The organism is Spartobacteria bacterium UBA695, from assembly GCA_002298145.1.
GTDB lineage: Bacteria > Verrucomicrobiota > Verrucomicrobiia > Chthoniobacterales > Chthoniobacteraceae > UBA695.
The window spans coordinates 1-22,360 of record DBMP01000021.1 but is presented as its reverse complement, the minus strand read 5'-3'; the positions used below and the strand labels follow the sequence as shown (position 1 = coordinate 22,360).

The 22,360-nt window shown below is 53.5% G+C and carries 12 protein-coding genes; 2 read left to right on the top strand and 10 right to left on the bottom strand.

Annotated elements, in window-relative coordinates; genetic code table 11:
- Nucleotides 1-55: 55 nt before the first annotated feature.
- On the top strand, nt 56-1,120 hold the full coding sequence (locus tag B2828_RS11760; protein WP_479633938.1) for a glycoside hydrolase family 130 protein: 1,065 nt from the start codon (nt 56-58) through the stop codon (nt 1,118-1,120).
- 658 nt (nt 1,121-1,778) lie between these two features.
- Here B2828_RS11760 and B2828_RS11755 read toward each other — a convergent pair.
- The 10 genes from B2828_RS11755 to B2828_RS11710 form a co-directional block, all read right to left on the bottom strand.
- On the bottom strand, nt 1,779-2,327 hold the full coding sequence (locus B2828_RS11755) for a hypothetical protein (RefSeq protein WP_479633937.1): 549 nt from the start codon (nt 2,325-2,327) through the stop codon (nt 1,779-1,781).
- A gap of 114 nt (nt 2,328-2,441) precedes the next feature.
- Nucleotides 2,442-2,960, bottom strand: coding sequence for a hypothetical protein (locus B2828_RS11750; RefSeq protein ID WP_479633936.1), 519 nt, complete (start codon nt 2,958-2,960; stop codon nt 2,442-2,444).
- 2 nt (nt 2,961-2,962) lie between these two features.
- Nucleotides 2,963-3,211 carry a hypothetical protein gene (locus tag B2828_RS11745; RefSeq protein ID WP_479633935.1) on the bottom strand — a complete coding sequence of 83 codons (249 nt, stop codon included), beginning with the start codon at nt 3,209-3,211 and terminating at the stop codon, nt 2,963-2,965.
- A gap of 186 nt (nt 3,212-3,397) precedes the next feature.
- Entirely contained in the window at nt 3,398-3,829 is a 432-nt protein-coding gene (locus tag B2828_RS11740; protein WP_479633934.1) for a DUF7674 family protein, read from the bottom strand.
- Nucleotides 3,826-4,062, bottom strand: coding sequence for a type IV secretion protein Rhs (locus tag B2828_RS11735; protein ID WP_479633933.1), 237 nt, complete (start codon nt 4,060-4,062; stop codon nt 3,826-3,828). The genes B2828_RS11740 and B2828_RS11735 overlap by 4 nt, the downstream gene beginning before the upstream one ends.
- The gene (locus B2828_RS11730) at nt 4,046-5,116 is read right to left on the bottom strand and encodes an RHS repeat-associated core domain-containing protein (protein WP_479633932.1); all 1,071 of its coding nucleotides are present in this window, start codon (nt 5,114-5,116) and stop codon (nt 4,046-4,048) included. The genes B2828_RS11735 and B2828_RS11730 overlap by 17 nt, the downstream gene beginning before the upstream one ends.
- 431 nt (nt 5,117-5,547) lie before the next feature.
- Nucleotides 5,548-5,955, bottom strand: coding sequence for a hypothetical protein (locus B2828_RS11725; RefSeq protein ID WP_479633931.1), 408 nt, complete (start codon nt 5,953-5,955; stop codon nt 5,548-5,550).
- On the bottom strand, nt 5,955-18,413 hold the full coding sequence (locus B2828_RS11720) for a putative Ig domain-containing protein (protein ID WP_479633930.1): 12,459 nt from the start codon (nt 18,411-18,413) through the stop codon (nt 5,955-5,957). The genes B2828_RS11725 and B2828_RS11720 overlap by 1 nt, the downstream gene beginning before the upstream one ends.
- 84 nt (nt 18,414-18,497) lie before the next feature.
- Entirely contained in the window at nt 18,498-20,210 is a 1,713-nt protein-coding gene (locus B2828_RS11715; RefSeq protein WP_479633929.1) for a hypothetical protein, read from the bottom strand.
- A 56-nt stretch (nt 20,211-20,266) separates the two neighbouring features.
- Nucleotides 20,267-21,097, bottom strand: coding sequence for a sulfotransferase family protein (locus tag B2828_RS11710; protein ID WP_479633928.1), 831 nt, complete (start codon nt 21,095-21,097; stop codon nt 20,267-20,269).
- Between the two features lie 174 nt (nt 21,098-21,271).
- On the opposite strand from B2828_RS11710, the gene cysC reads away from it, so the two are divergent.
- The gene (gene cysC, locus B2828_RS11705) at nt 21,272-21,931 is read left to right on the top strand and encodes an adenylyl-sulfate kinase (protein ID WP_479633927.1); all 660 of its coding nucleotides are present in this window, start codon (nt 21,272-21,274) and stop codon (nt 21,929-21,931) included.
- The last annotated feature ends 429 nt before the right edge of the window (nt 21,932-22,360 follow it).

Sequence of the window (22,360 nt, the reverse complement as noted above, 5' to 3'; positions counted from 1 at the left end):
CGATGGGTAGTCATGAGAGGCCACGGTGGTATTGGCACTGTGGACGCGCGGACCTATGCCGATCATTCACCGTTTACCCACCAACCCCCTTTTCACGCCCGCCAACATCCAGCCATCGCGGCCCGATTTCCAGGTACTGTGCGTCTTTAACCCAGCGGCGACACTCTTCAAGGGCCAGCGCCTGATCCTCATGCGCGTCGCCGAAACCCCCATTCCGGAGAAGGGCTACGTGGCCACCCCCATCGTCAATCCCGAAACAGGCAAAACAGAAGTCCTGCGCTTCCGCCGGGATGACCCGGATTTCCAGCAAAATGATCCGCGCATCTTTACCTACAAAGGCGAGAGCTACGTAACGAGCCTAAGCCACCTGCGCCTGGCGGTCTCCGATGACGGCATCCATTTCACAGCCGACGCCCAGCCGCTGCTTTACCCGTGCGGCCCCTACGAATCATTCGGGATCGAAGACGCCCGAATCACTCGGATGGAGGAAGACTATTATATCAACTACACGGCCGTCTCGCCCCACGGCGTCGTCACCGCGCTCACACGCACCCGGGATTTCAAAACGTTTGAGCGACTAGGGACTGTATTCGGCCCCGACAATAAAGACGTGGCCATCTTCCCGGAAAAAATCAACGGCCGCTACCATGCCTTCCACCGTCCGGCGACCTTCCATTTGGGCAAACCGTCCATTTGGCTGGCCTCTTCGAGCAACCTCCTGGACTGGGGGCGGCATCACATTGTGGCCGGTCCGCGGCCAGGGTCCTGGGATTGCGAGCGCGTCGGCTCCGGCTCCGCGCCGATCAAAACCGAGCACGGCTGGCTGGCGTTCTACCACGCCGCCGATTACCAAACCCGCTATTGCCTGGGGGCCATGCTGCTCGACTTGGAGCAACCATGGCGCATCCTCTCCCGCCCCAACGAACCGTTCTTCATCCCGGAGGCCGATTACGAAGTGCGCGGCGGCTTCATGCCGAACATTGTTTTTCACAACGGCACAGTGGACCTCGGCGACGGCAATCTGGAGCTCTACTACGGCGGCGGCGATCTGGTCACTTGCGGCGCGCGGGTGAAAATCAGCGACCTCCTGGAATACCTCGGGCGAGGAAAATGCGCCTGAGGCTCTAGCTGCGCCCGCGGGATCTCCACGCAACGGTACCAGCCGATCGAGGCTGAGGAGGACTTACTTTTTGCCGCCGGGGGCTCCGCCGTCAACGTAGGCACGGACGGCAACGAAAAAGGGCAAGCTGGCCGAACTGCCCAACGGCCATCAAAGCACCTGAAGTAATTACCTTTGATTCAGTAAATTGGAGCGGGTAGCGGGAATCGAACCCGCATGGCGATTCCGGCCTCTTTAGTCATCGTAAGTGCTTCTTCATCAACACAACAAAATCTCTTCGACATAGGCAGACGTTGTTACTATTGTTGTTACCCGAAATGGCCAGCGTCCGCAAACATCCCAAGAGTAAATTCTGGTACGCCTGCTTCACGGACTCGAACGGAGTCCGGACTACCCGGTCCACCAAAACGAAGAATCGCACCACCGCGCTGAAAATGGCCGTCGAGTGGGAAAAGGCCGCTACTCAAGCCTCCGAAGGACGGCTTACTGAGGCCCAAGCCCGCACCGTCATCAACTCCATCATGGAGCATGCCGGGCAGGAGCCTGTGTACATACGTGCTTCGCTTTTACGTACCCTCCGTCGTAGTCGCTGCCACGGATGTATTCCACCGAAGCGTAGGTCGAGCCAGCAGCGTGCTCCTGTACGCTAAGCCCACCGCTAAAGACGACGTTGGTGCTGACTCTGCCCGCTGCGGTTTCGTCCCGGACCACCCGCCGGGTGCGGTAGTCGTAGACGTACTCGTAACGTCCCGCTGACTGCTCCCGCGCCTTTGGCGAGGGTGACGAGGCGGTTCTCGTAGTCGTAGCCGTACGTGTCCACCCCCGACGCCGTTCCTCCGGTGACCGTGCGCGCGGCCCGGTTCCCGTTCGCGTCGTAACTCAGCGCGACCGCTTGCTGGCTGTCGCTGTATTGGGTGAGCTGGTTCAAGGCGTTGTACGTGTAGCCGGTTGTACCCGCATTGCTTCCGCCCGTCACGACTTTTGAGAGGCGGTTGTTGGCTGTGTCGTAGGTGTAGGCCATGGTGACGGCGTTGGTTGCGCTGACCGCCTCGATGCTCAAACGGTTGATCACGTTGTAGGTGTTGTTGACGGTCCGATTGTTAATTCCCCCGGCATAATTTTCCCCGATTTTGGTAACGTTCCCCGCAAGGTCGTGCTCGTAGGTGTATTGATAGAGCAGGTTGGTGCTGGAGGTCGCTGTTTGCAACGTGGTCCGGTTGGGCAGGTCGAACGCGGCGGTATCTTTATCGCCGTTGGGGGCGGTTTGGTATGAGTTTGCTCGGAATGCCCCAGCTTCCTCACAAACTACACTTTTAGTTTGCTAGGCATCCTTGGCTTTGGACGCATACCTGTCCCCTCTTATGGTAAGCATGTAGCAGGCCGCGCCTGAATCTGAACTGTATTCCGTATCATACGTGAGATCGATACAATTGCCTGAATCGCTCGATATTACATAGGCAGCGTTGGCATTCAGAACAACCAACTCTGTTGCCCTGTCGAGAAAATGGTGAAGTCCAACCTTCACTGACCCACAGGATTCGCACAAAGGTGTACTATATAAATAAATCTGCTCATCGTGGATTTCATCCTTGAGGCGTTGCATGAACGCAGCGACTTTTTTTCGTTCCTTGAATGTGATCCGGTGTGCCGAATCGCCAGTTAGACCTTTTATCTTTGAACGATAGGCCTCCAGTGTAGCATCGCTCTCATTTAGGCTCACCATCTCAATATCATTAATCGTGATTTCCAATCGAGAAGAAAGGAACTGCAACAGTTCAGGTAGTTTATTTTTGCGCTGATTTTGCCGCAATGCGCGTTGAAGAGGGGAAGATGCCTTCATGATTAACACTTCTTATACGTGACCTTTGATTTATCTCTTTCGTATTTAATCTGTCCTTGATTACCCGTCCGCGGATTCCCTTGATCGTCAAGCTTTACATCCCCAGCCTCCCAATCTGGATCTGCTGATGGCTCCATCCGCACCGTTGCCCACTTCACGCCCGACTGCCGCGCAACTTCCTCAAGCGGCAGCCCTTTGGCGTAGAGTTTGTAGCAGCGTTCTTTGACTTCCGGGGAATGGATTTGCTCCATGTCCCCAGTCTAATCGAGCTTGGCCCGTTACGCCACCGTTGCCGCCGTATCCGCTCCAGGATGGCCACTACGGGCTTTGGTTCGGGGCGCGGTGCGATGGCCTATGGTATGCGTTTGCTCTTATTTGCCCCCGCCTTCTCACAAACTACACTTTACACTTTCCTCGCAAACTACACTACGAGCGAACTACTCATCAGGCGAATTGGCCGCACTATTCGGTGGGTTCAACTCTTCCTCTTCTATCCCACAGAATTTGTTCCATTCGTAAACGTATTTTTTTGACTCGATCCCCAACAAGGGTTCGATCTTTTTCCACAATTCATCCTGCTTGTCTGTCTCAACTAGCAATGCCTCTATCAAACCTGTTGCCACCGCATTACTTGATGCCTGATCAGCGGACGACATGAGATCTTCGATCTTTGAAAAGATTTTCTCCTGTGTAGACTCTGGAACACTCAGAATATTTTGAGCTATTGCCTTACCCAAGGATTCAAAGGCGATCGTTATCGGCGGAAGTTCTGGTTCCCAGTCTTTGAACACGCTATTCAGCGCATCATCTAGAAACTTCGATAATCCCGCCAATAGCCGTATTTCAGTTGTATCCCATGTGTTTTTCATTTTCCCGAAACCGCGTTTTTCATATCTTTTAGCACGTTTTCTGCGGCGGCACGGTCGCCCGGACTCGCTGCCGGATTTTTCTGAAGCCAATTTTCAAGTTGTCGGATTTTGTCCATCGCTTTTTGTAAATGGAATTTTCCAGCAACAGGATTTCCCGTTGCCATTTCCTCTCGCACCGCCGCAGCAGTGCTCCCACTCCCGATCTTAGCACCGCGTCTATAGAGTTCTTCCAAATATAGCCTTCAACTCAGGATTCGCCGCGGCTGGCTTCCCCATCTGCGAACGTAAAAAGTCCTTATATGCTTCGAACGCGATTCTATTCTTAAGAATACTCGCTCCTTCGGCAATTTTACCTTCACCCGGAACACCGGCTATCTTGAGGAGTTCGATAGCGTTCCGAGCGCTATCCATCGCTATGAAATCGTTGCTAGTATCATCAACCGTGTTAGCGTCGATCTCCTTCGATATACCCGCAAAAAGCCTGGCTGCCTTTGAACAAGAAAGCTTTGCCGTTTCTTCAATGCTAGAAATCCTTGCATCATCCCTATCAACCCTTTTCCAGTATGAATCATAAATCTTCTTTGATTCCTTATCATACTCTTTTGTCCCTGCAGCATATTTCTGTTTTAGCTCATTGAGCGACTTCTCGCGTTCAGCCGCTGCTGCCTCCTTGTCTTTTTCGTAATCACTTTTCGTCTCTAGCCCTTCCGGGTCAAAGCTGGTCCACGGATTCTGCTTAACGTAGGTGTAGAGATTCGGTCCGTCAACGAAGCCTGCGGGATCGGCGGTAATGAACACCCCTGTCTCCAAATCACGGTAACGGAAGCCTTCATTCAATAACCCGGTAGGGTCTTCGTCCTTGGTATTGGCTTTTTGTCGGTCTGCTGTGCTGCCGTTTTCCTGTGTGCGAGTGCCGTACGCCTCGTAGCTGGCTTGGTAAGTTAGGGCTCCGCTGGCGTTTGTCTTGGCTATGACGTCGCCTCGGCGGTTCTCGTGGGTGAAGCTCGGGTCGCTGCCGCGCAGGGTGTAGAGGATGCCGCCGACCCCTCCGCCGTAGTCACTGCCCCGGATGTATTCTACTGCCGTATATGTTGAGCCTGCGGCGTATTCCTGCACGCTCACGCCTCCGCTGAAGACCACGCTCGTTAGCACGCCCCCGGCGTTGGTCTCGTCCCTGACCACTCGCCGTGTGCGGTAGTCGTAGCTATAGCTATCGGTGCCTGCGTCGCTGGCGGCGGTGCCGCTGACGACCCGCCGCGTGCGGTTGCCCACCGTGTCGTAGGTCAACGCTACGCTTCTCCCCGCACTGCTATAGCTCGTGAGTTGGTTCAAGGCGTTGTAGTTGTAGCTGGTTGTACCGGCGGCGCTCCCACCTGTCACGATTTTTGACGCCCGGTTGTTGGCAGCTTCTTGATGGATACAAGGGGCGCTCGGTATTGCCGTAAACGCAGTCTTCTAATATCAACAAAGAATAGCCTAAGGAAGTCGCATTTCTTACCCGGCTTGCAGTGAAATGGGATGGGGCTGAAAAACGAATCTCGCGAAGTTGCCAGGGACGAGCACTGGATGGAGGCGGGCCCGTGTGCTGAAGCGTTCGGATGGTAAGGCGCATGCCGCTATTGCTCAGAAGCCTTGCTTGGCGCTCATTTTTGCTTGGGCGTGATTTTCATCGCCTATGGTATGCGTTTGCTCTTATTCGACCCCGCATCCTCTCCAGACTACACTTCTAATTTCGATTGCATCGTTTTAATTACAATATAACACCCATCTCGATTGTTGTTTTTCATTTCGATTTGAAGCCGCCGCCTAGTCCCAAAATTATCATCCACCTCGATTGTGCCTTCAAAACCGTATAGAGCTATCTGGTTAGTTCCATAGGTCCTTTCTATGTAAAAACTTGCTACTCTGCCTAGGATCATTCGAAGAGTTCCATTTGCATGATTTACATTATATAGCTGGAGTTCCCCATTGTTAATTCCTATTCCGATTGTGGAGTCTGTTTGCAGCTTGACAACGACATGCCCGTATTGTCCCGCGAGCCTAAGCAACCTCCATGTCAAAGCTGATATATCGAATTCATGCTTGCCCAGCTCTTCTATCCAGTTGGCAAAAGTATCTATGCTCATCAATTTGAAGGTGTTGCTTCCACTGTCTTCTCTTGTTTTTTGGGAAGGGGAGTGACGTGCTTTTCAATGCTACTCCAGCTTTTTCGCAACGCCTCTAGCCCTGTGCCGGTTTCAAAGCGCTTTTCTGTCATATCCCCGGCACCCATCTTATAGATACTCCGGGGCATTCTCATTACAAGCATTACTGGATCTCCTCCATATTGTGCTGCTGTACCACGAGCGTAATCCTGAGCTGACCCGCCGACTCCAGTCACTTCTGCCCCGTGCGGTGTAGCAACCGAAAATCCTCCGGCAGGGAACACATCCCCGGGACGTTTGAACTCGGGATCCGGCCCATTTTTCAGCAGTGCAGGTGCGCTGGAACTATTTGTGCCGTGGTAGACAGTGATCGTATCGTCCGTAATGGCTTTGGTTTCTGATGCGGATTTTCCACTTGGGGAAAACCCAGCCTTCAGGGCCTTAGTACCCAAAGTTGCCATCACAACCGTCTCGCCGAAACTGGCCCCAGCACTTAACCCTGCCGCAAACCTTTCTCCACCACTTAGGGTTTTTCCTGCGTTCTCAGGATGGATACCAAGCCCATTTTTTGCCTCGTAGCCGCTAGCCATAACGTTGAACATCGGATTGTTCCTAGCGTTCGCTACGTTGAAATGACTTTCGTAATGAGCGTAATCTCTTTCGTAATGCTGGACTTCAGCAGCAGCAGCTTGGGTTTGCTGCTGAACATAGGAATTCCACATTCCTTGGACAGTGGACAATAGCGATAAACCCTCTGGGTCAAAGCTGGTCCAGGGATTCTGCTTAACGTAAGTGTAAAGATTCGGACCGTTTATGAAGCCAGCCGGATCGGCTGTTATGAAGCCGCCCGTCTCCAAATCGCGGTAGCGGAAGCCTTCATTGAGGAGGCCGGTAGGGTCTTCGTCCTTGGTGTTGGCTTTTTGCCGATCCTGCGTGCTGCCGTTTTCCTGTGTGCGAGTGCCGTACGCCTCGTAGCTGGCTTGGTAAGTTAGGGCTCCGCTGGCGTTTGTCTTGGCTATGACATCGCCTCGACGGTTCTCGTGCGTGAAGCTCGGGTCGCTGCCTCTCAAGGTGTAGAGGATGCCGCCGACCCCTCCACCGTAGTCGTTGCCCCGGATGTATTCCACGGCCGTGTACGTCGAGCCCGCGGCGTATTCCTGCACGCTTACGCCTCCGCTGAAGACTATGTTGGTCTGGACGCCTCCGGCGTTGGTCTCGTCCCTGACCACTCGCCGTGTACGGTAGTCGTAGCTGTAGGCGTAGGTGCCGCTGCTGCCCGCAGTTTTGGTTACGCTGATGAGCCGGTTCTCGAAGTCGTAGCTATAGCTATCGGTGCCTGCGTCGCTGGCGGCGGTGCCGCTGACGACCCGCCGCGTGCGGTTGCCTGCTGCGTCGTAGGTTAACGCTACGCTTCTCCCCGCACTGCTATAGCTGGTGAGTTGGTTCAAGGCGTTGTAGTTGTAGCTGGTTGTACCGGCGGCGCTCCCACCTGTCACGATTTTTGACGTCCGGTTGTTGGCGGCGTCGTAGGAGTAACTGGTGGTTGTGGCGTTGCTGCCGCTGACGGCTTCGCTGACAAGCCGGTTGGCTCCGTCGTAGTTGTTGGTAACGGTTCGGTTGTTGAGGCCGCTGGGGTAGGTTTCCCCGACGCTGCTGACGTTGCCCGCAAGGTCGTGGCCGTAGGTGTATTGATAGAGGGATTCGTTCGCGCCGCTGACGGCGGTTTGGGTTTTTGTACGGTTCAGGGCGTCAAAGGTGGCGGTTTCTTTGTCGCCGTTGGGGAGGACTTTTTGGGCGATGTTGCCGTCGAGGTCGTAGGCGTAACTGGTGGTGCGCCCCGATTCGGTGACGGTCGAGAGCCGGTTCAGCGGGTCGTAGGTGGAGACGAGGGTGCGGCTATTGCCTCCGTAGATGGCTTTGGTGCGGTTGCCGGCCAAATCATAGCTGTAGGCATGCGTTTTACCGTTGGATGTTTCGCTGACGACGCGGTTGAGTCCGTCATAGAGATAGGCTACGTCGGCAACCCCGCTTTTGGCCGGTTCGCTGACGGTGAGCATGTTTCCTACGTCGTCGTAGGTGTAAGTGCGCGTGGCGTTGGCGGCGTCGGTGGAGGCGTAGACGACGTTGGTAAGCCGGTTGCGCGTGTCGTAGAGGTAGTTGGTGATGCGCTTAGCGGCATCGATGCGCTGGGTTTTGTTCAGGGCATCGTAGCGGAACTGGGTTGACCGGCCCAGAGCGTCGGTGACGACGGTGTTCCGGTTCAGGGCATCGTAGGCAAACGTGGTGCTCTGGTTTTTGCCATCGGTGACTTTGGTACGGTTGCCTACTTGGTCATACTGATAACTGACGGTGTTCCCTGCGGCATCGGTGGTGTTTAGGAGGCGGTTGAGAGCATCGTAGGTGTTGGTTGTTGTATGGCCGTTTGGGTCGGTAACGGTGAGGACGTTACCGTTCCGGTCGTAAGTGCTATGTGTGATCGGGGTAGCGGTGCCGCTGGTTGTGCCGCTTTGGAAAAGCACGGCGGGAGCCGTGACGTCGGTGACGCGGTTGGCTGGATCGTAAGCAGTGTGGGTCCAGTTGCCGCGGGCATCGAGCGTGCCTGTGGCACGGCCCGCAGCGTCATAGGCCCACCCGAGCGTGGAACTTGTGGTGCCGCCGCTGACGATGTCGAGCGCGGCGGGCCGGAACTCGCGGATCTTACGGTTGCGGGCGTCGTAAGCATAGTCGGTCTCAAAACCCAGCGGGTTGACCGTGGCGGCTATGTTCCCGGCGGCATCGTAATAGGTGGAGGTTGTGGGAATGGCGAGATTGCCGGCCCCGTCATCTACCTGCGAACCCAGGACAGCTGTGGCACGTCCGGCACCGTCATATTGCGTGCGGGTGATGTGGACCAGAGGAGTGGAAGGCCTCCAGTTTTCGTCCTGAACCTTCCACTTCAGACCGGTGGAGGTGTAGAACGTTTGGGTAAAGGTGCTATCCGGGTGTGTAGTCTTGACCGGGCGATTGAGGGCATCGTATTGCGTCGCGGTTTGGTGCCCCAGGGCATCGGTGATGAGGATGGCATTGCCAACATTATCGTATTGAGTAGAGGTGGCGGCGATGACGGCTCCGCTGGCGTCCTTGACGGTTTTGACGAGAGGCCGGTAGAGGGCGTCGTAGGAAACATCCGTGATGACGCCGCGCGGGTCAATGCTCCGGGTCGGCTTGAACGCGGAAGTATCGAAGCCGTTCCCGCCACTGTTGGTGCCGTATTCGAGGTTGGTGCTGTTGCTCAGGGCATCAGTGGTTTTGACGAGCCGCTGGATGCTGTCGTAATCCATGGTCGTTGTGTTGTGGTTGGGGTCGGTGGTGGATATTTTGGAGTTGGCGGCGTTGTACTTGTAAGACGTGACCAGATCGGAGTCCGTGCCGTTCATGGACCGGGTTTGCTGGGTAAGCCGGTTCAACTTATCGTAGCCGTAGAGCGTGCTATTGCCGTTTTCGTCAGTTTCGGAGACTTTGTTGCCGCTGTCGTCATAGGCGATCTGTTTCAGCGTGCCGTCGGCAAACGTGGTGTAAACGAGACGGTTGCGCGAATCGTAGGTGAACCATGTGGTGTTGCCCTTGGGATCAGTGACGCTCAGTTTGTTGCCGTTAGCGTCGTAGGTATATGAGGTGACCAAGTGGAGGCCATCGGGATCAATGATTTGCTGAGCAACTCGGCCGTTGGCGTCGGGCACGAACTGTGTAACCAGCGCCGACTGGGCCCACTCATCGCCGCTGAGTTTTTCCACGGTTTTCTTGGTCTGGAACCCGGGATACTGCTTGTTGCCGTACTCGAAATCTGTGACCTGAATTGTACCACTCGTGCCGATGATGGTCTCCTGGGTGCGCCTTCCAAGATTATCAATCTTATAGGCGGTCTCGCGACCCTCTTCGTCGGTAACGCTGCTCATGATCCGAGACCCTGCCGTATAGGTAAATGACTTGGTTTTACCCAAGGCATTGATCTGGCTGGTGGGATCGCCGTAGTAGCCGTTGACCGTCGTGTCGGTCATGATGTTACGGTACAAGGAGGACAGCGAATCCGTCCAGGCATCTCCGTGGACGAAGATGGTTGTGTTACCGCTGAAGTCCTTGATGGAACTAACAGCCATTCCCGCGCCGATATCAAATGTATAGGTCTCGCTCCCGAGGGTTCCGTAGTCGATGCTCATGGTCTGGTAGCAGACGACCTTGGAATCGGTGAAGTTGGATGCGTTGTAATATTTTTTGAACTTCGGCAGCGGAACGACTTGCGCGTCTTCAAACCGGTAGGTCCGCGTGAAGCCCGTGGCGTCGGTGACTTTGACGTGCCGCTGGCCTTTCTGGATGGGGGTGCCGCCGCTGAACTCCACCCAGACTTTCGAATCGTTGACAAAGGTGGTGACGTCTGCCTCCGGATGGGTTGCTGTGTGGTCGTCCGGAAGCGTAATCTGGGCGATGTTGCGAGGCAGGCCGCTCTGCGTATAGTAGCCGGTGTAAATATCCGGGTCGGCCATGTAGTTGAGCTTGGTGTTATCGATGTTGTAAGTGAACTGGTAAGTATTGCCGAGCGGGTCGGCGATAGATGCAATATCCGCATGCCAGAAAGTCTTCCCGGGATCGGTGGAAAGATGCGGCGTGGCATCGGATTCCTGAGCAAGGTTGTAGGTATAACGCGTGATGGCTCCATCGGGAGCAACGACGCTGACCAGTTCACAAGCGTTGCTGTCGCCACTACCCGCAGCCTGGTAACTGAAGGATGTCCTATTTCCCTTGGCATCCCAAATGGCCGTGATAAGGGGCTGGGTGCTTGTAACACCCGACACAACAGACGATGCGGGCGCCTGCTGAATTGAAAGCTTCGTATCCGGCTGATTAGCGACGGTGATGGTCGCAGGGATCAGATTATTAGCTCCTTGGAACTGATAGTAGATCGTATTGCCGAGGCGGTCCGTCGCCTGTTTGAGGCGGGCGTATGTGTTGGAATCTGAATAGGGGCTGCCAATGACACGGTCCTCGCTGATGCTCAGGTTGAGCGGCGTCATCTCGAAAGTCAACGTGGCGCCATATTTGCGCGTAAAGGTGTACGTGGCAGAGGATCCGCCGGAATTGGCAACAAGGCTTTCCAAATTGGGCGTTTGCTCGTTCTTCGCCGTAGGCATCGGGAAGAACTGCTGAACGCCGCCATCGCTCCAAATGAAGAAGGTATGGACTGCGCCCGTTTCATCGGTCACGTAGGCCTTATCCGGCTCGGTTTTGTTCGGATTGCCGGAATTGGTGAAGTGGATATTGGGGGCAAGATTGCTGCTCCAGCAGATGCCAAAGGGGCGGTCCGGCTGTTCATGCGGACGCAGGCCGCTGCGATTATTCCATACTTCAGAGCGAAAATCGCGTCGCGCAGATACTGAAAAATCGCTGCCGTTGACGGGGAGATAAGCGTCCGTGGTGCTGTGACGTAGCCCAAGAGTCAGCGCATCGACAAACGTTTCCTCCTTCTCTTGATCGGTTTCGGCGGAATGCTGCGGTTTTTCGTCCGGCATCGGCAGGCCGTTCATGGCGATCTTGCGATATTTCGGCCCCGAGGACTCGTCTATGGGAAGCGAGTAATCCGGTGTCTGACCTTGATAGACGAATTTGCAGGTGTCTGTTGCTACAATAGCGCCGTGCAGGTCTTTGAAGGTCACGGTAATGATCATGTAAACGCCGTTGGGCGTGTTGTCCTTGGCTCGGACATAGAACTGATTTTTATAAGCATCATTAATCAGCGTATCGCCAATTTTGTTGCCATAAGCATTGTAAATCTCGAAATAACTGCTTGAGAAACTTATCGTTGCGGATGCTTCGCCAGCGCCATACAAATAAGGAATTTCAAAAGGCACTTGGCCCTGCGCGCCCGAGGCAGCAATCTTTACGCCGTTGTCTTTTTTCTCCGTCTTATCGGTATTTCCATACGCATTATTGTAGACAATAATTTGTGGCGTGCAATATAGCACATAATAGGTATTCGTGCTAGTGCTCGGATTTACGGAGTACACGCCTGTTTCGTTTGAACTTCCCGTCCAGGTTTTCGGGGTCCAGGCTATGACACTATCGTCATCCGTTAAAAATTCTACTTCCGTCCACTTAAGTGCATCCGAAGGTTGATGATGATTTAATATGAATTTGTATTTTTCGGAGGTATTGGTGTATTCTCCATTCGATCCCCGATAGTTACCAGTCCACGAGTCATAAGCGTACCAGTTATAGGAATAATTAGAATCCACCTCATACCAGTCGGAGGTGTAATCACACCAAACTTTATTTTCATCGCCGTCCAAATAATAGTCATGGGTGTGCCGACGAAATTGATATATGAACGTACGTACCAGCGGGAAACTATAGGAAGCCGTCGCTGAAGGCTGGGATTGGTAGGAATCCCTCGTCGCAATGACGCGGAATTGGTAGTCCTTTTCTGCATATAGTCCACTTGCCGTATACGAACCGCCTTTGGCTCCAGCGGTCCCAAGGTTGTTCCATTTACCGCCGCTAATTTGCTCTTGTATAAGGTATCCGTCGGCATTCGCCGCAGCACCCCATGTAATAATAACCTCGCTGGGGTCCTCATAATAATCCGTCGGTGTCACATAAACATTCATGGGAACACCCAATGCCGGCGGATCTAAATCCGTGGTAGGTGTCCCAGAGCCGCCTGCCGTTGTTGTCCCGCTGGAACCGCTTTGAGTGTAAGCTGACAAGTATACGGTCGAAGTTGACGACGAAGTTGTGCAGGAAACCTGATTGAGCGGACCGGTTCCCGTACAGAGATAGATCGTCGCTTGCCCGCTGCCGTCTGTGGATAAATTGAGAGCGCTTTGCCACGCACCGCTGGATGAAGGCGAAATCGTGGCGCCACCGCCGACCACGTTGAAGCTCAATCCCAAAGAGGAAACAGGCCCGCCCAAATGATCGACTGCTTGGACTACGAACGGACTGGAGAGCACATGCCCCGCCGCGGCGCTTTGGTTTGCTCCGCTCACAACCGAAAGGACCGGCACATCGTTCGCCGTCGAGTCGGTTCCGCTTTGGGCTGTGGATGCCACGGTGTTTTCCAGAAAGACGACTGGATTTGAGGTTCCTGCAGAGGCTTTGATCGAAGTCACCCCAAGAGTTTGCGGCATCTGCAACCAAGCCGTTGCCTTCCCTGAAGCATCGGTAGGAACCGTCAAAGTGGAATAAGCCGGAGCCAGCCCCGTGTTTGTCGAGGAGAGGAGCCCCATGCCAGATTGAGCGCTAAAGGTGACCAATGTGGACGGAACCGCTGTGCCTGATTTCAGTGCCTGTACAATCAGCGGTTGAGCCGCAAACAAACCAGCGACAGCGTATTGATTGGCACCGCTAACTATCGAGAGTGAATCGATGACGATCCCGCTATCGATATTGATGGTCATCGCCTTCGTCCCTGTCCCAATGGCGTTGGTTGCGCTCGAGGTCAGCACCGTGCTGCTAACTTGCGTAGCTGTGCCCGAAATCACGCCAGTGGACGCGCTCAAACTCAGCCCTGAGGGAAGGGCGCTCACCCCGAAGCTGGAAGGCAGATTTGTGGCCGTAAGCGTAAATCCAAACGGCGCATTCACGGTTCCCGAAGCCATTGCGGCGCTCGTAATGACCGGAGCAGAGGTGCCGGAGGTCAACGTGTAGGTAACCACCAGCTTGGGATTCTTGGTAGGATCAGATGCCTGGGCATTCAATCCAACATAGTTAGCGGTCGAGCCCGATTCCACGCTTGGGGCCAGTAGACTCAAGTAAAGCGTTCCTGAATTGGAGTAAACCTGCTGAACAACGCTGGTAAAAGCGGTTAGGCCATAGAAATTACTGGTGCTCGGCGAAGCAGTGTCGATCGTAGCGTAGCTCAGCGGTGTTAGGGAGTACGCGTTGTTGTTGGACCAGTTGGCGGTTGCAGCGCTGAACGGCGAAGATGCCTGATGGACTTCCACATAGACCGGAGCCCCCAGACCATTCGTACCGGAAGCGGTCACGACAAGCTGAGCGCTTGTCACACTGGCATTGTCGGGCAGCGATGAAAGATCGAATGCCAAAAGCCCCCGACTCGCCGAGGTTCCGCTGACGATCCCGACCGGGATTACGTTCGAGGAGGTCGATGACAGGTCGGGCTGGGAGGAGTTAATCGCCGCGAAGGGAACCGTGTAGCTCGAAACCGGCGCAGCGCCTTGTTGGAAGGATGCTACGGTGTCCATCGGGTTGGCCGTAACAATCATTAACAATGGTGCTGAAGTCTGTCCGGCGCCATTCCCGCCCGTGAGGGTCATACTGACCATATCGGCAGCCACTGGAGTTCCCGAAATGATTCCGGAAGAACCATTGAGGCTTAATCCTGCGGGAAGCGAGGTTGAGCTGAAATTCGTGGGATTATTGCTTCCTGTTATGAGATAGTTGAAAGGCACGCCCACTTGTGCAATCGTCACCGTGGAACTCGTGATCGTCGGTTGCCCTATGACGGTCAAAACCAATGTTGCACTATTCGTGCCATCCGTATTTGCAGCAGTAAGATTGATGTTATAAATTCCACTTGCAGATGCTGTGCCTGTAATATATCCATCGGCGAAAGTTAATCCGTCTGGCATGCCTGTTGCACTGGTGCTCGTTGGGTTATTATTCGCATACAATCCATACGAATAATAATTCCCAACATAGGCTGTACCAGTCAGTGCACTGCTGATAATTGGCCCTGGAGGGAAGATCGTTAATTTCAGGGTTCCCGTTCCGCTAATGGCTCCGGCACTCACAATATAACTGGCAGTAATTGGAATAAAATACGTTCCAGTGGTAGTTGCCGTGCCAGAAATTTCGCCCGAATTATTTATTGATAATCCCGCCGGCAACCCGGAGGTTGAAAACGAGTAAGATGGGTAGGAAGCATTCGCTACTTTGTCGACTGTGCAGTTTAGGTTGGTGGAAAAGTAATTATTAACAGACGCTGATGCGCTCTGATCCGACACCCTCACAGCAGGTGGAGGCAGAACATTTATTGCAAACGAAGTGGAGCCGGAACCGACGGCATTCGTGGCTGTAACCGTTACGGCGAATGTTCCCGTTATTGAAGGGGTTCCTGAAATTGTTCCGTTTTGGCTGATTGACAATCCCGGAGGCAAACCGGTTGCACTGTACCTCGATGTTTCGTACGTAACATACTGAAATGGGTAATAATTAAATCCTAAACTTTGATTTCCTGAAACATCGGGTATAATGCCAAATACGGGCGGAACTTGAGCGACATTAAGTGTAATTGCCTTGCTAGAGCTGCCGTATTGATTGGTAGCCGTGATGGTAAACGTTCTGGAGTAAGTAGATGTGGCAGAGATTGTTCCTGAAATGATGCCCGTAGCCGAATTAAGGCTTAATCCATTAGGCAGGGAACCGTTGGTTAGACTATACGTAGCGGCTCCATTGGATGTCGCGAAAGTGTAACTGTATGCCGCACCTTCTGTCCCAGAGGTGATGGTTCCGCTTGTCTGAATATTTGGAACGCCGCCGACTATCATCGTTAGCGCGCCCGTTCCTGATCCGTTGGCGTTGGTTGCACTAAGGTTCACAACATAGGTTCCAGACGTCGTGGCTGTTCCACTGACAACTCCGGTAGTGCCATTTAACAATAATCCGGCGGGCAAGTTTACCGCACTGATGGCGGTCGGACTATGGAGTATCGGAAGCCGAAAACTCGTTGCGGTGCCCGTTGTCACCAAAGAGCTTTGCCCCGGAATAACCACGGGAGGCGCTGCTGTTGTATAATTTAGATAAAGTGATGGGCGTTTCGCTGGCGTGCTGTCTGAGGCGGTCGCAAAGGTGTAATAGTAGGTTGTCCCGCTTATATTTGCCTCCGCGGTTGGCGCCAAAAGCACCAAATTAAGCATTGTGGCATTTTGAACGGCCCCTTGCATGGCGCTCACGAAGTTCGTCCCGGAAACCCATGTGTAGTACCCTGCAGATCCTGTGACCTGCGTACTCGCCAAACGTAGATTTGAATCATAACCATTGTTGAGCGTCCAGGTTGCCGCTCCTTCGTAGAACGGGACGCTCGGCTGGTATATCTCCACGCTCGACGCATACGAACCATAAGACGTTGCATACAACGTTAGGCTGCCGCTTATAACCGTGGCATCCGGCGGCAACATCGAAAGATCAACCCCCAGGAGCCCGCGCTGGATTGTGTCGGAACTGCTATTTCCCACGGACAAACCTGGAAACGAAGTATCCGCCACGGTCGTATCGCTCGTGCTGCTTTTAATAACCGCGGAGGTTGTCGCATACGTCTGCATCGGGCTCACGCCGGTCTGAAGTTGGGCGCTCGAGGACACAACGCTCGTTGCCGACTCCACAACCAGCAGCATTTGCGCTGTCCCGGTGCCCACGGAATTGCTCCCAGTGAGATTAATAAGATAAGTTCCCGCCGTGCCCGATGTTGTCCCGGAAATCACCCCGCTGGCCGCATCGATTGTGAATCCCTGCGGCAGTCCTGTAGCTGAAAAACTGGTCGGGAAATTAGCCATTGAAAGCGTTTGGCTAAACGGAATATTCGGCGCGCTATAGACGATGCTACGGCCTGTGAAAACCGGGATAGCGGGACCATTAACGGATACCGTTAACGTCAGCGTAGCCGTCGAACTTCCAATCGCATTGCTCGCGGTCAACAAGATCGGGTAAACGCCAGGCACTGTAGGAACCCCCACAATATTACCGCTGGTTGGGTTGATTTCCAAACCCGCAGGCAGCCCGGATGCGCTGTAACTCGTTGGGCTGTTGCCCGCGGATATCTGGTAAAAAAAGGAATTTTCCACCATAACGCTCGCTGTCGTATCGCTGGTAATCACAGGTTTTGCAACGTCGATATTAACGATCAAATTGCCCAATGCGACGCCGTTAGGGCCTGTTCCCGAGATGGCAACAGCGAAATTACCGCTCTGCGTGGGAATACCTGTTATATCCCCAGTATTCTGGTTCAGACTCAGTCCTGACGGCAATCCAGTAGCGCTGTAACCAGCCGGATTGTTATTGGCGGTAATTTGGTAATAGAAATCCATTCCTATTGCCCCGCTGGCAGTAGCAGCACTAGTAATCGTCGGGATGGTTGGATCGATGATCACCATTTGCATTGAGGCGCTGCTCGTCCCGTTTTGATTTCCAGCAGCGATGATGAGGGTATAAGTGCCCGAAACGGTTGCTGTCCCGCTAACAACGCCCGAGGTTCCATCAACACTCAATCCGGAGGGCAATCCCGATGCACTATAGCTCGTGGGACTATTCGTCGCCGTGATCGTATAGCTAAACGGCTGGCCCATGGTTCCGCTGGAACTAAGACTGCCCGTAATCGCCGGGACCTGACCGCTTCCGCCCAAACTATTGGTACTGACCGCAAGCATGAGTGTTGCTGAACCCGACCCTGCTGCATTGGCTACGCTAATATTGACATTATAGGTACCCGAAGTGGTCACCGTTCCGCTGATAATGCCGCTGACTGAATCGACCAATAAATTCGAGGGCAGATTTGCTGCAGCAAAACTTGTGGGTGAGTTGCTCGCCGTAATCATGTAGGCAAATCCAACCCCTGTCGTTGCCACTGCGGAGAGGCTGCTATTAATCACCGGGGCCGAGCCTGATGAAGCTACATTAATGACCAAAACACCGGAACCGGTCCCATGCTGGTTCGTTGCTGAGATTTTGATGCAATATAATCCCGCGTTACTTAGCGTTCCGCTTATCACGCCTGTGGAGTTATTTACGCACAATCCTGCCGGAAGCGCGCTTCCATCCAGACTCGTGGCATTGTAAGCAGTAGGGCTTTGGGTAGCGGCAATCGTGTAAGAAAATGCAGCACTGACTACCAAGTCCGCATCGGCTGGACTCGTAATCTGCGGAACCAGTGAACTTGCTAGGGTAAAACTCGACAAATCAAAACTGAAGAGATTTTTGACTTGGCCAATATTGGCCATGGCGTAGTCGTTTGCAGTGCCTTCCCGGTTAGCCCATGGGTAGGTACAGGTGCCAGACTCCAGAGGACGCCCGGTGTATTGGACTTCTAGAAGGCGGTCAAAAAACGGCTTTGCGACCGCTTTCAATTGGCCCAAGTTGACCGCCGCGTAGTCGTTGGTGCTCGACGAAGTTTTACTCAATGTTATTGCCAGCTGGTTTAACGCATCTCCAGCACCGCCTAGATCCGCAAGCTTTTCGTTGAATTCGGCAACGGCTTTAGTCGCGATATTCTTGACTTGTCCTTGGTTTACAGCGGCATAGTCATTGGCAGAATTGCCATTGGTAACACTGCGCTCGGTCCACCATTGGGGAGCTTGCGCCAGGAGGACGAGCGGAACAAGCAGAAGCACCAATACAGCTATGATGCGCAGGGATGCCAGACCAACTCTTTCTGAGTCTAGGGGCAGTTTCATATCAGAATTCTCTGGCCTTTAATATTTTCTAGAGCTTTTTGGCTGAGGTGTCTCGTTGCCTCAAATGAATCACGACGGTAACGATTAAGGCGACGGTTTAGCGCCATTTACAAAATCCCCCATGGATAAATCTCCCTGCTCCGGGATCAAAACTGATGCTGTTGTTCCGGATGATATAATCTTCGTTGTGGTCGTTCCCGAGGTTAAAGTTACCGGCACGGCCGTTCCTGTTACAATCAAGCCGGTGCCAGTTCCACTGACCGTAAGTTTGCCATAAAGTGTCGTGTCGCCATTATTGTTCATTACAAGGGCATTGGATTGAACATCTGGCAGTTGATTCCCGTTTTGATCGTAAAGCGGATTGCCCCACAGGCTTTGTGAAACGGTTCCGTTCCCAATAATGAATAGCGGATCCGTTGGGCTCCAGGTTCCGGTGGCTCCTTGGGGAATATTATTGACTCCGACAACCGTTTGGCAAAATCCCTGAGCTGTAGTCCTGCAGCCTGCTGACATTGCCCCGAATCCACTGGCGCTTGAATAAAACCCACTGGCGGTTGATCCCCATCCACTGGCGCCTGAATAAATCCCACTGGCGGTTGAATAAAACCCGCTGGCGGTTGATCCCCATCCACTGGCGGCAGATCCCCGTCCGCTAGCGTTCGAATAAAACCCACTGGCGATTGAAAAATCCCCGCGGGTAAATGACTTATATCCACTGGCAGTTGACTGATATCCAGTGGCAGTTGACCAATTTCCACTGGCAATTGATGCCCACCCGTTGGCATTTGCCCCCCACCCGCTGGCAGTTGAAAATCCCCCGCTGGTAGTTGACTGATATCCGCTGGCAGTTGACGCCCCCCCGTTGGCGGTTGACCAATTTCCGCTAGCGATTGAATTACCAGCATTGGCGGTTGAACGATACCCGCTGGCGGTTGTATTCCAGTCGTTAGCCTTTGAATACGCGCCGCTGGCAGTTGAAAATCCCCCGCTGGCGGTTGCCCAAACCCCACTGGCAGTTGAAAAATCCCCGCTAGCGCTTGACGTAAATCCGCTGGCGCTTGACGCTAATCCGCTGGCGGTTGAACGATACCCGCTGGCGGTTGACGCTCCTCCGCTGGCGGTTGAACGACACCCGCTGGCGGTTGAACCATACCCGCTGGCGGTTGACTCACACCCAATTGCGACTGAACCGTAATCGCTAGCTGCTGCATTAATGCCCGCGAAGGAGCAGGCAGCGGTTGCTGTTCCGCCGACCAACGCAACGGAGGGGCCGGTTCCGACTACAATACTGGAACTGCTAACATATTTATTATCAGCAGCCTGCTGGGTGAGAATAGTAGCCGCGCCAGTAACGCCAATTGAAGCGGGGCTCAAAACGAGAGAATTCCCAGAGGTATCATAAACCTTAAGGCCGTTGGTGGGATCCAGGGTCATGAGTGGCGTGCTGGAGCCTGAACTAACCGGGTATTCCCATGTCCACTGATGCGACTGTCGGGTGGGAATCAAACTGAACTTGGATGATGTGCCATCTGTGTAGATCGCGCTAATCCCAGGCTGAAGGGTAGAGCCACTGATGACCGAGCCCATATAGAGGCTACGGCCATAAAAATCCAACACCGAGCTGGTCCCCGTAACGCTGACATTTCCCTGAAGGGTTGTTGATCCGGTAACAGTCAACGTCGATCCAGACAACGCTTGGGCGCGCACGGTCATGGGAACCCAAAGCAGGTCGGCGACGGCCGCCGCGACGACGAGTGTCAGGCGATTCGTTAACTTTAGCTTTGTTTTGGTGCGCATAGGGTCTCTCCAAGTGATGTTGAGGGTTAGGGGGAGGGGATTTTTTCCGAATCAAATTATCGAGGCATCGAGAAGGCGTAACCGAAGCGTTCAAAATACCAGGCGTAGTTCGTTTCGATAAACTTCACCGTGGCCGGGCCCAGGATTTGCAGAAAATCTTCGGGCAATGGGGCGACTTTGGGGCGAATCTCATGCAGCCCGGCAGATTCATACACCGTATCGTCTTCCTGAGTTATTTGCGCGACGTGATCGAAATTATGTGCAAACTCCGGCAGCCCGACATAGGCGTAAATCTGCTTTACCGTATTGGCTGGGGTGCGAACCAAGTCTTCGTAACGCAGGAAAAGCATTTTGGGAGCGAATCCCCGGGTGTGCACTTCAAAAAGGCGCTCCAGAGCCAGCCCCAGCGGAATGCTCTGGAGGTTCTGAACCGCACGCTTGTAAGTCGTAATCCCTTCCATGGACTGATGCTTTTCAATCGGCTTGTAAGTGGCCGGATTTTTACGGAAGCGTTTTTCCAGGGAGGCGACGATGGCCCGGAGATCCCGCACCATGCAGACGATTTTGGGTTCGCATCCGAAAATTGCGCTCAAAAGGTCGAAATGCACGCCCCAGCCCCGCGATTTGTCCCAAACATAGGGACGATCCGTAATTGCATCGAAGAAACCTTCCATCCCTCCCTTGCAGAAGTTCAGGAACGCCTTTTCCATTAACTGATGATCTTGAGCCTTGAACTCCGGGCCATTGGTGTAGTTAAGCCGGGCGCCGAAGACCAAATCAAGCACACCTGAAGTCGGCGTTACATAGAAGGCAGGATTTTGAGCCAGGATGTTCTGGAGCAACGTTGAGCCCGAACGAGGGAGGGAACTTTGGTAGAAAATTTTCATCGGTGCAGGTTTTGCCCTGATCTTTCTGAGTATGTTTTGCGCACACGCAGGATTTCAATTCAATCAAAAATTCCTATCTCCGCATCGGGGAAACCCTGATTTGTAAATATTATTAAGTAAAACCAAATTGTCATTCCTGAACGGACGTTGCATAGTCCGGCTGGATATTGGTTTATGAATTTCTCCCTCCGCCCTGCTTCCCAAGGCAATGATTCCGCCCCCGATCCGGGCGCTCCTCCTTCGTGGACTGACTGCAGCATTACCTGCAAGCATCGCGCACTTCACAATGGCCACTCCAGTGCCATTGTATGGCTCACCGGCCTCAGCGGCGCAGGTAAATCCACGATTGCCAAGGAACTGGAACGAACGCTATTCCAAAACTCGATCCAAACTTACGTACTTGACGGTGATACCCTTCGCCAAGGGCTCAACGCAAATCTTGGGTTTTCTCCAGACGACCGGTCCGAGAACATTCGACGTGTTGGCGAAGTTGCCCGCTTGATGGCCGATGCCGGGTTGGTCGTCATTACCGCATTTATTTCACCATATCAGGCCGACCGAAACCGTGCCCGCGAAATAGCGCTGGAGGGAGGCTTCGAATTCATTGAATGCTTTGTCGATGCCCCTTTGGAAGTATGCGAACAACGCGATCTCAAACAGCTTTATAAAAAAGCGCGGGCGGGTAAAATCAAGGATTTCACAGGAATCGATGCCCCTTACGAACGTCCAACTGATCCGGAACTGGTAATCCGCACTGACAAACAAACAGTGGCGGAGTCAGTCGCCCAAATCGTCGATCTTCTCTTACCTCGGATCCGATGTTTAGCTGATTGATTAGCCGGAAAACAAAGTTTTCCCGAAGATCGGAACGCGCTAAGGCCGAACTTAAACCGGTGACACGCGGTCAATGGAACGTGTATGATTGCCCAGCTAAAGAAAAGAGTCTCCAATGACTGGAAGCCCTTCTCTTTGAACTAATTCCTCCCAAACGCCAGCCCGATGTGGGTATCCATAAGCCCATGTAAGGCTTCAGTGCGTTTGGGGAGGACTGCTAGGTCGCCATCCTTCAGCGCCTCGATAAAGGCATTGAAAATCGCGAGACATAGCGTGGAAGAAGCACATGCTCGATTATGGCGTGGCTGTGGCGGCATTCCTTCGGTAAATAGCAACGTGTCCGGTATGGCACTTCTATGGCGATTCCAGTCTCTGTATTCGCCATAAGTTATTCATAATCAACACCACAAAATCTCTTCGACATAGGCA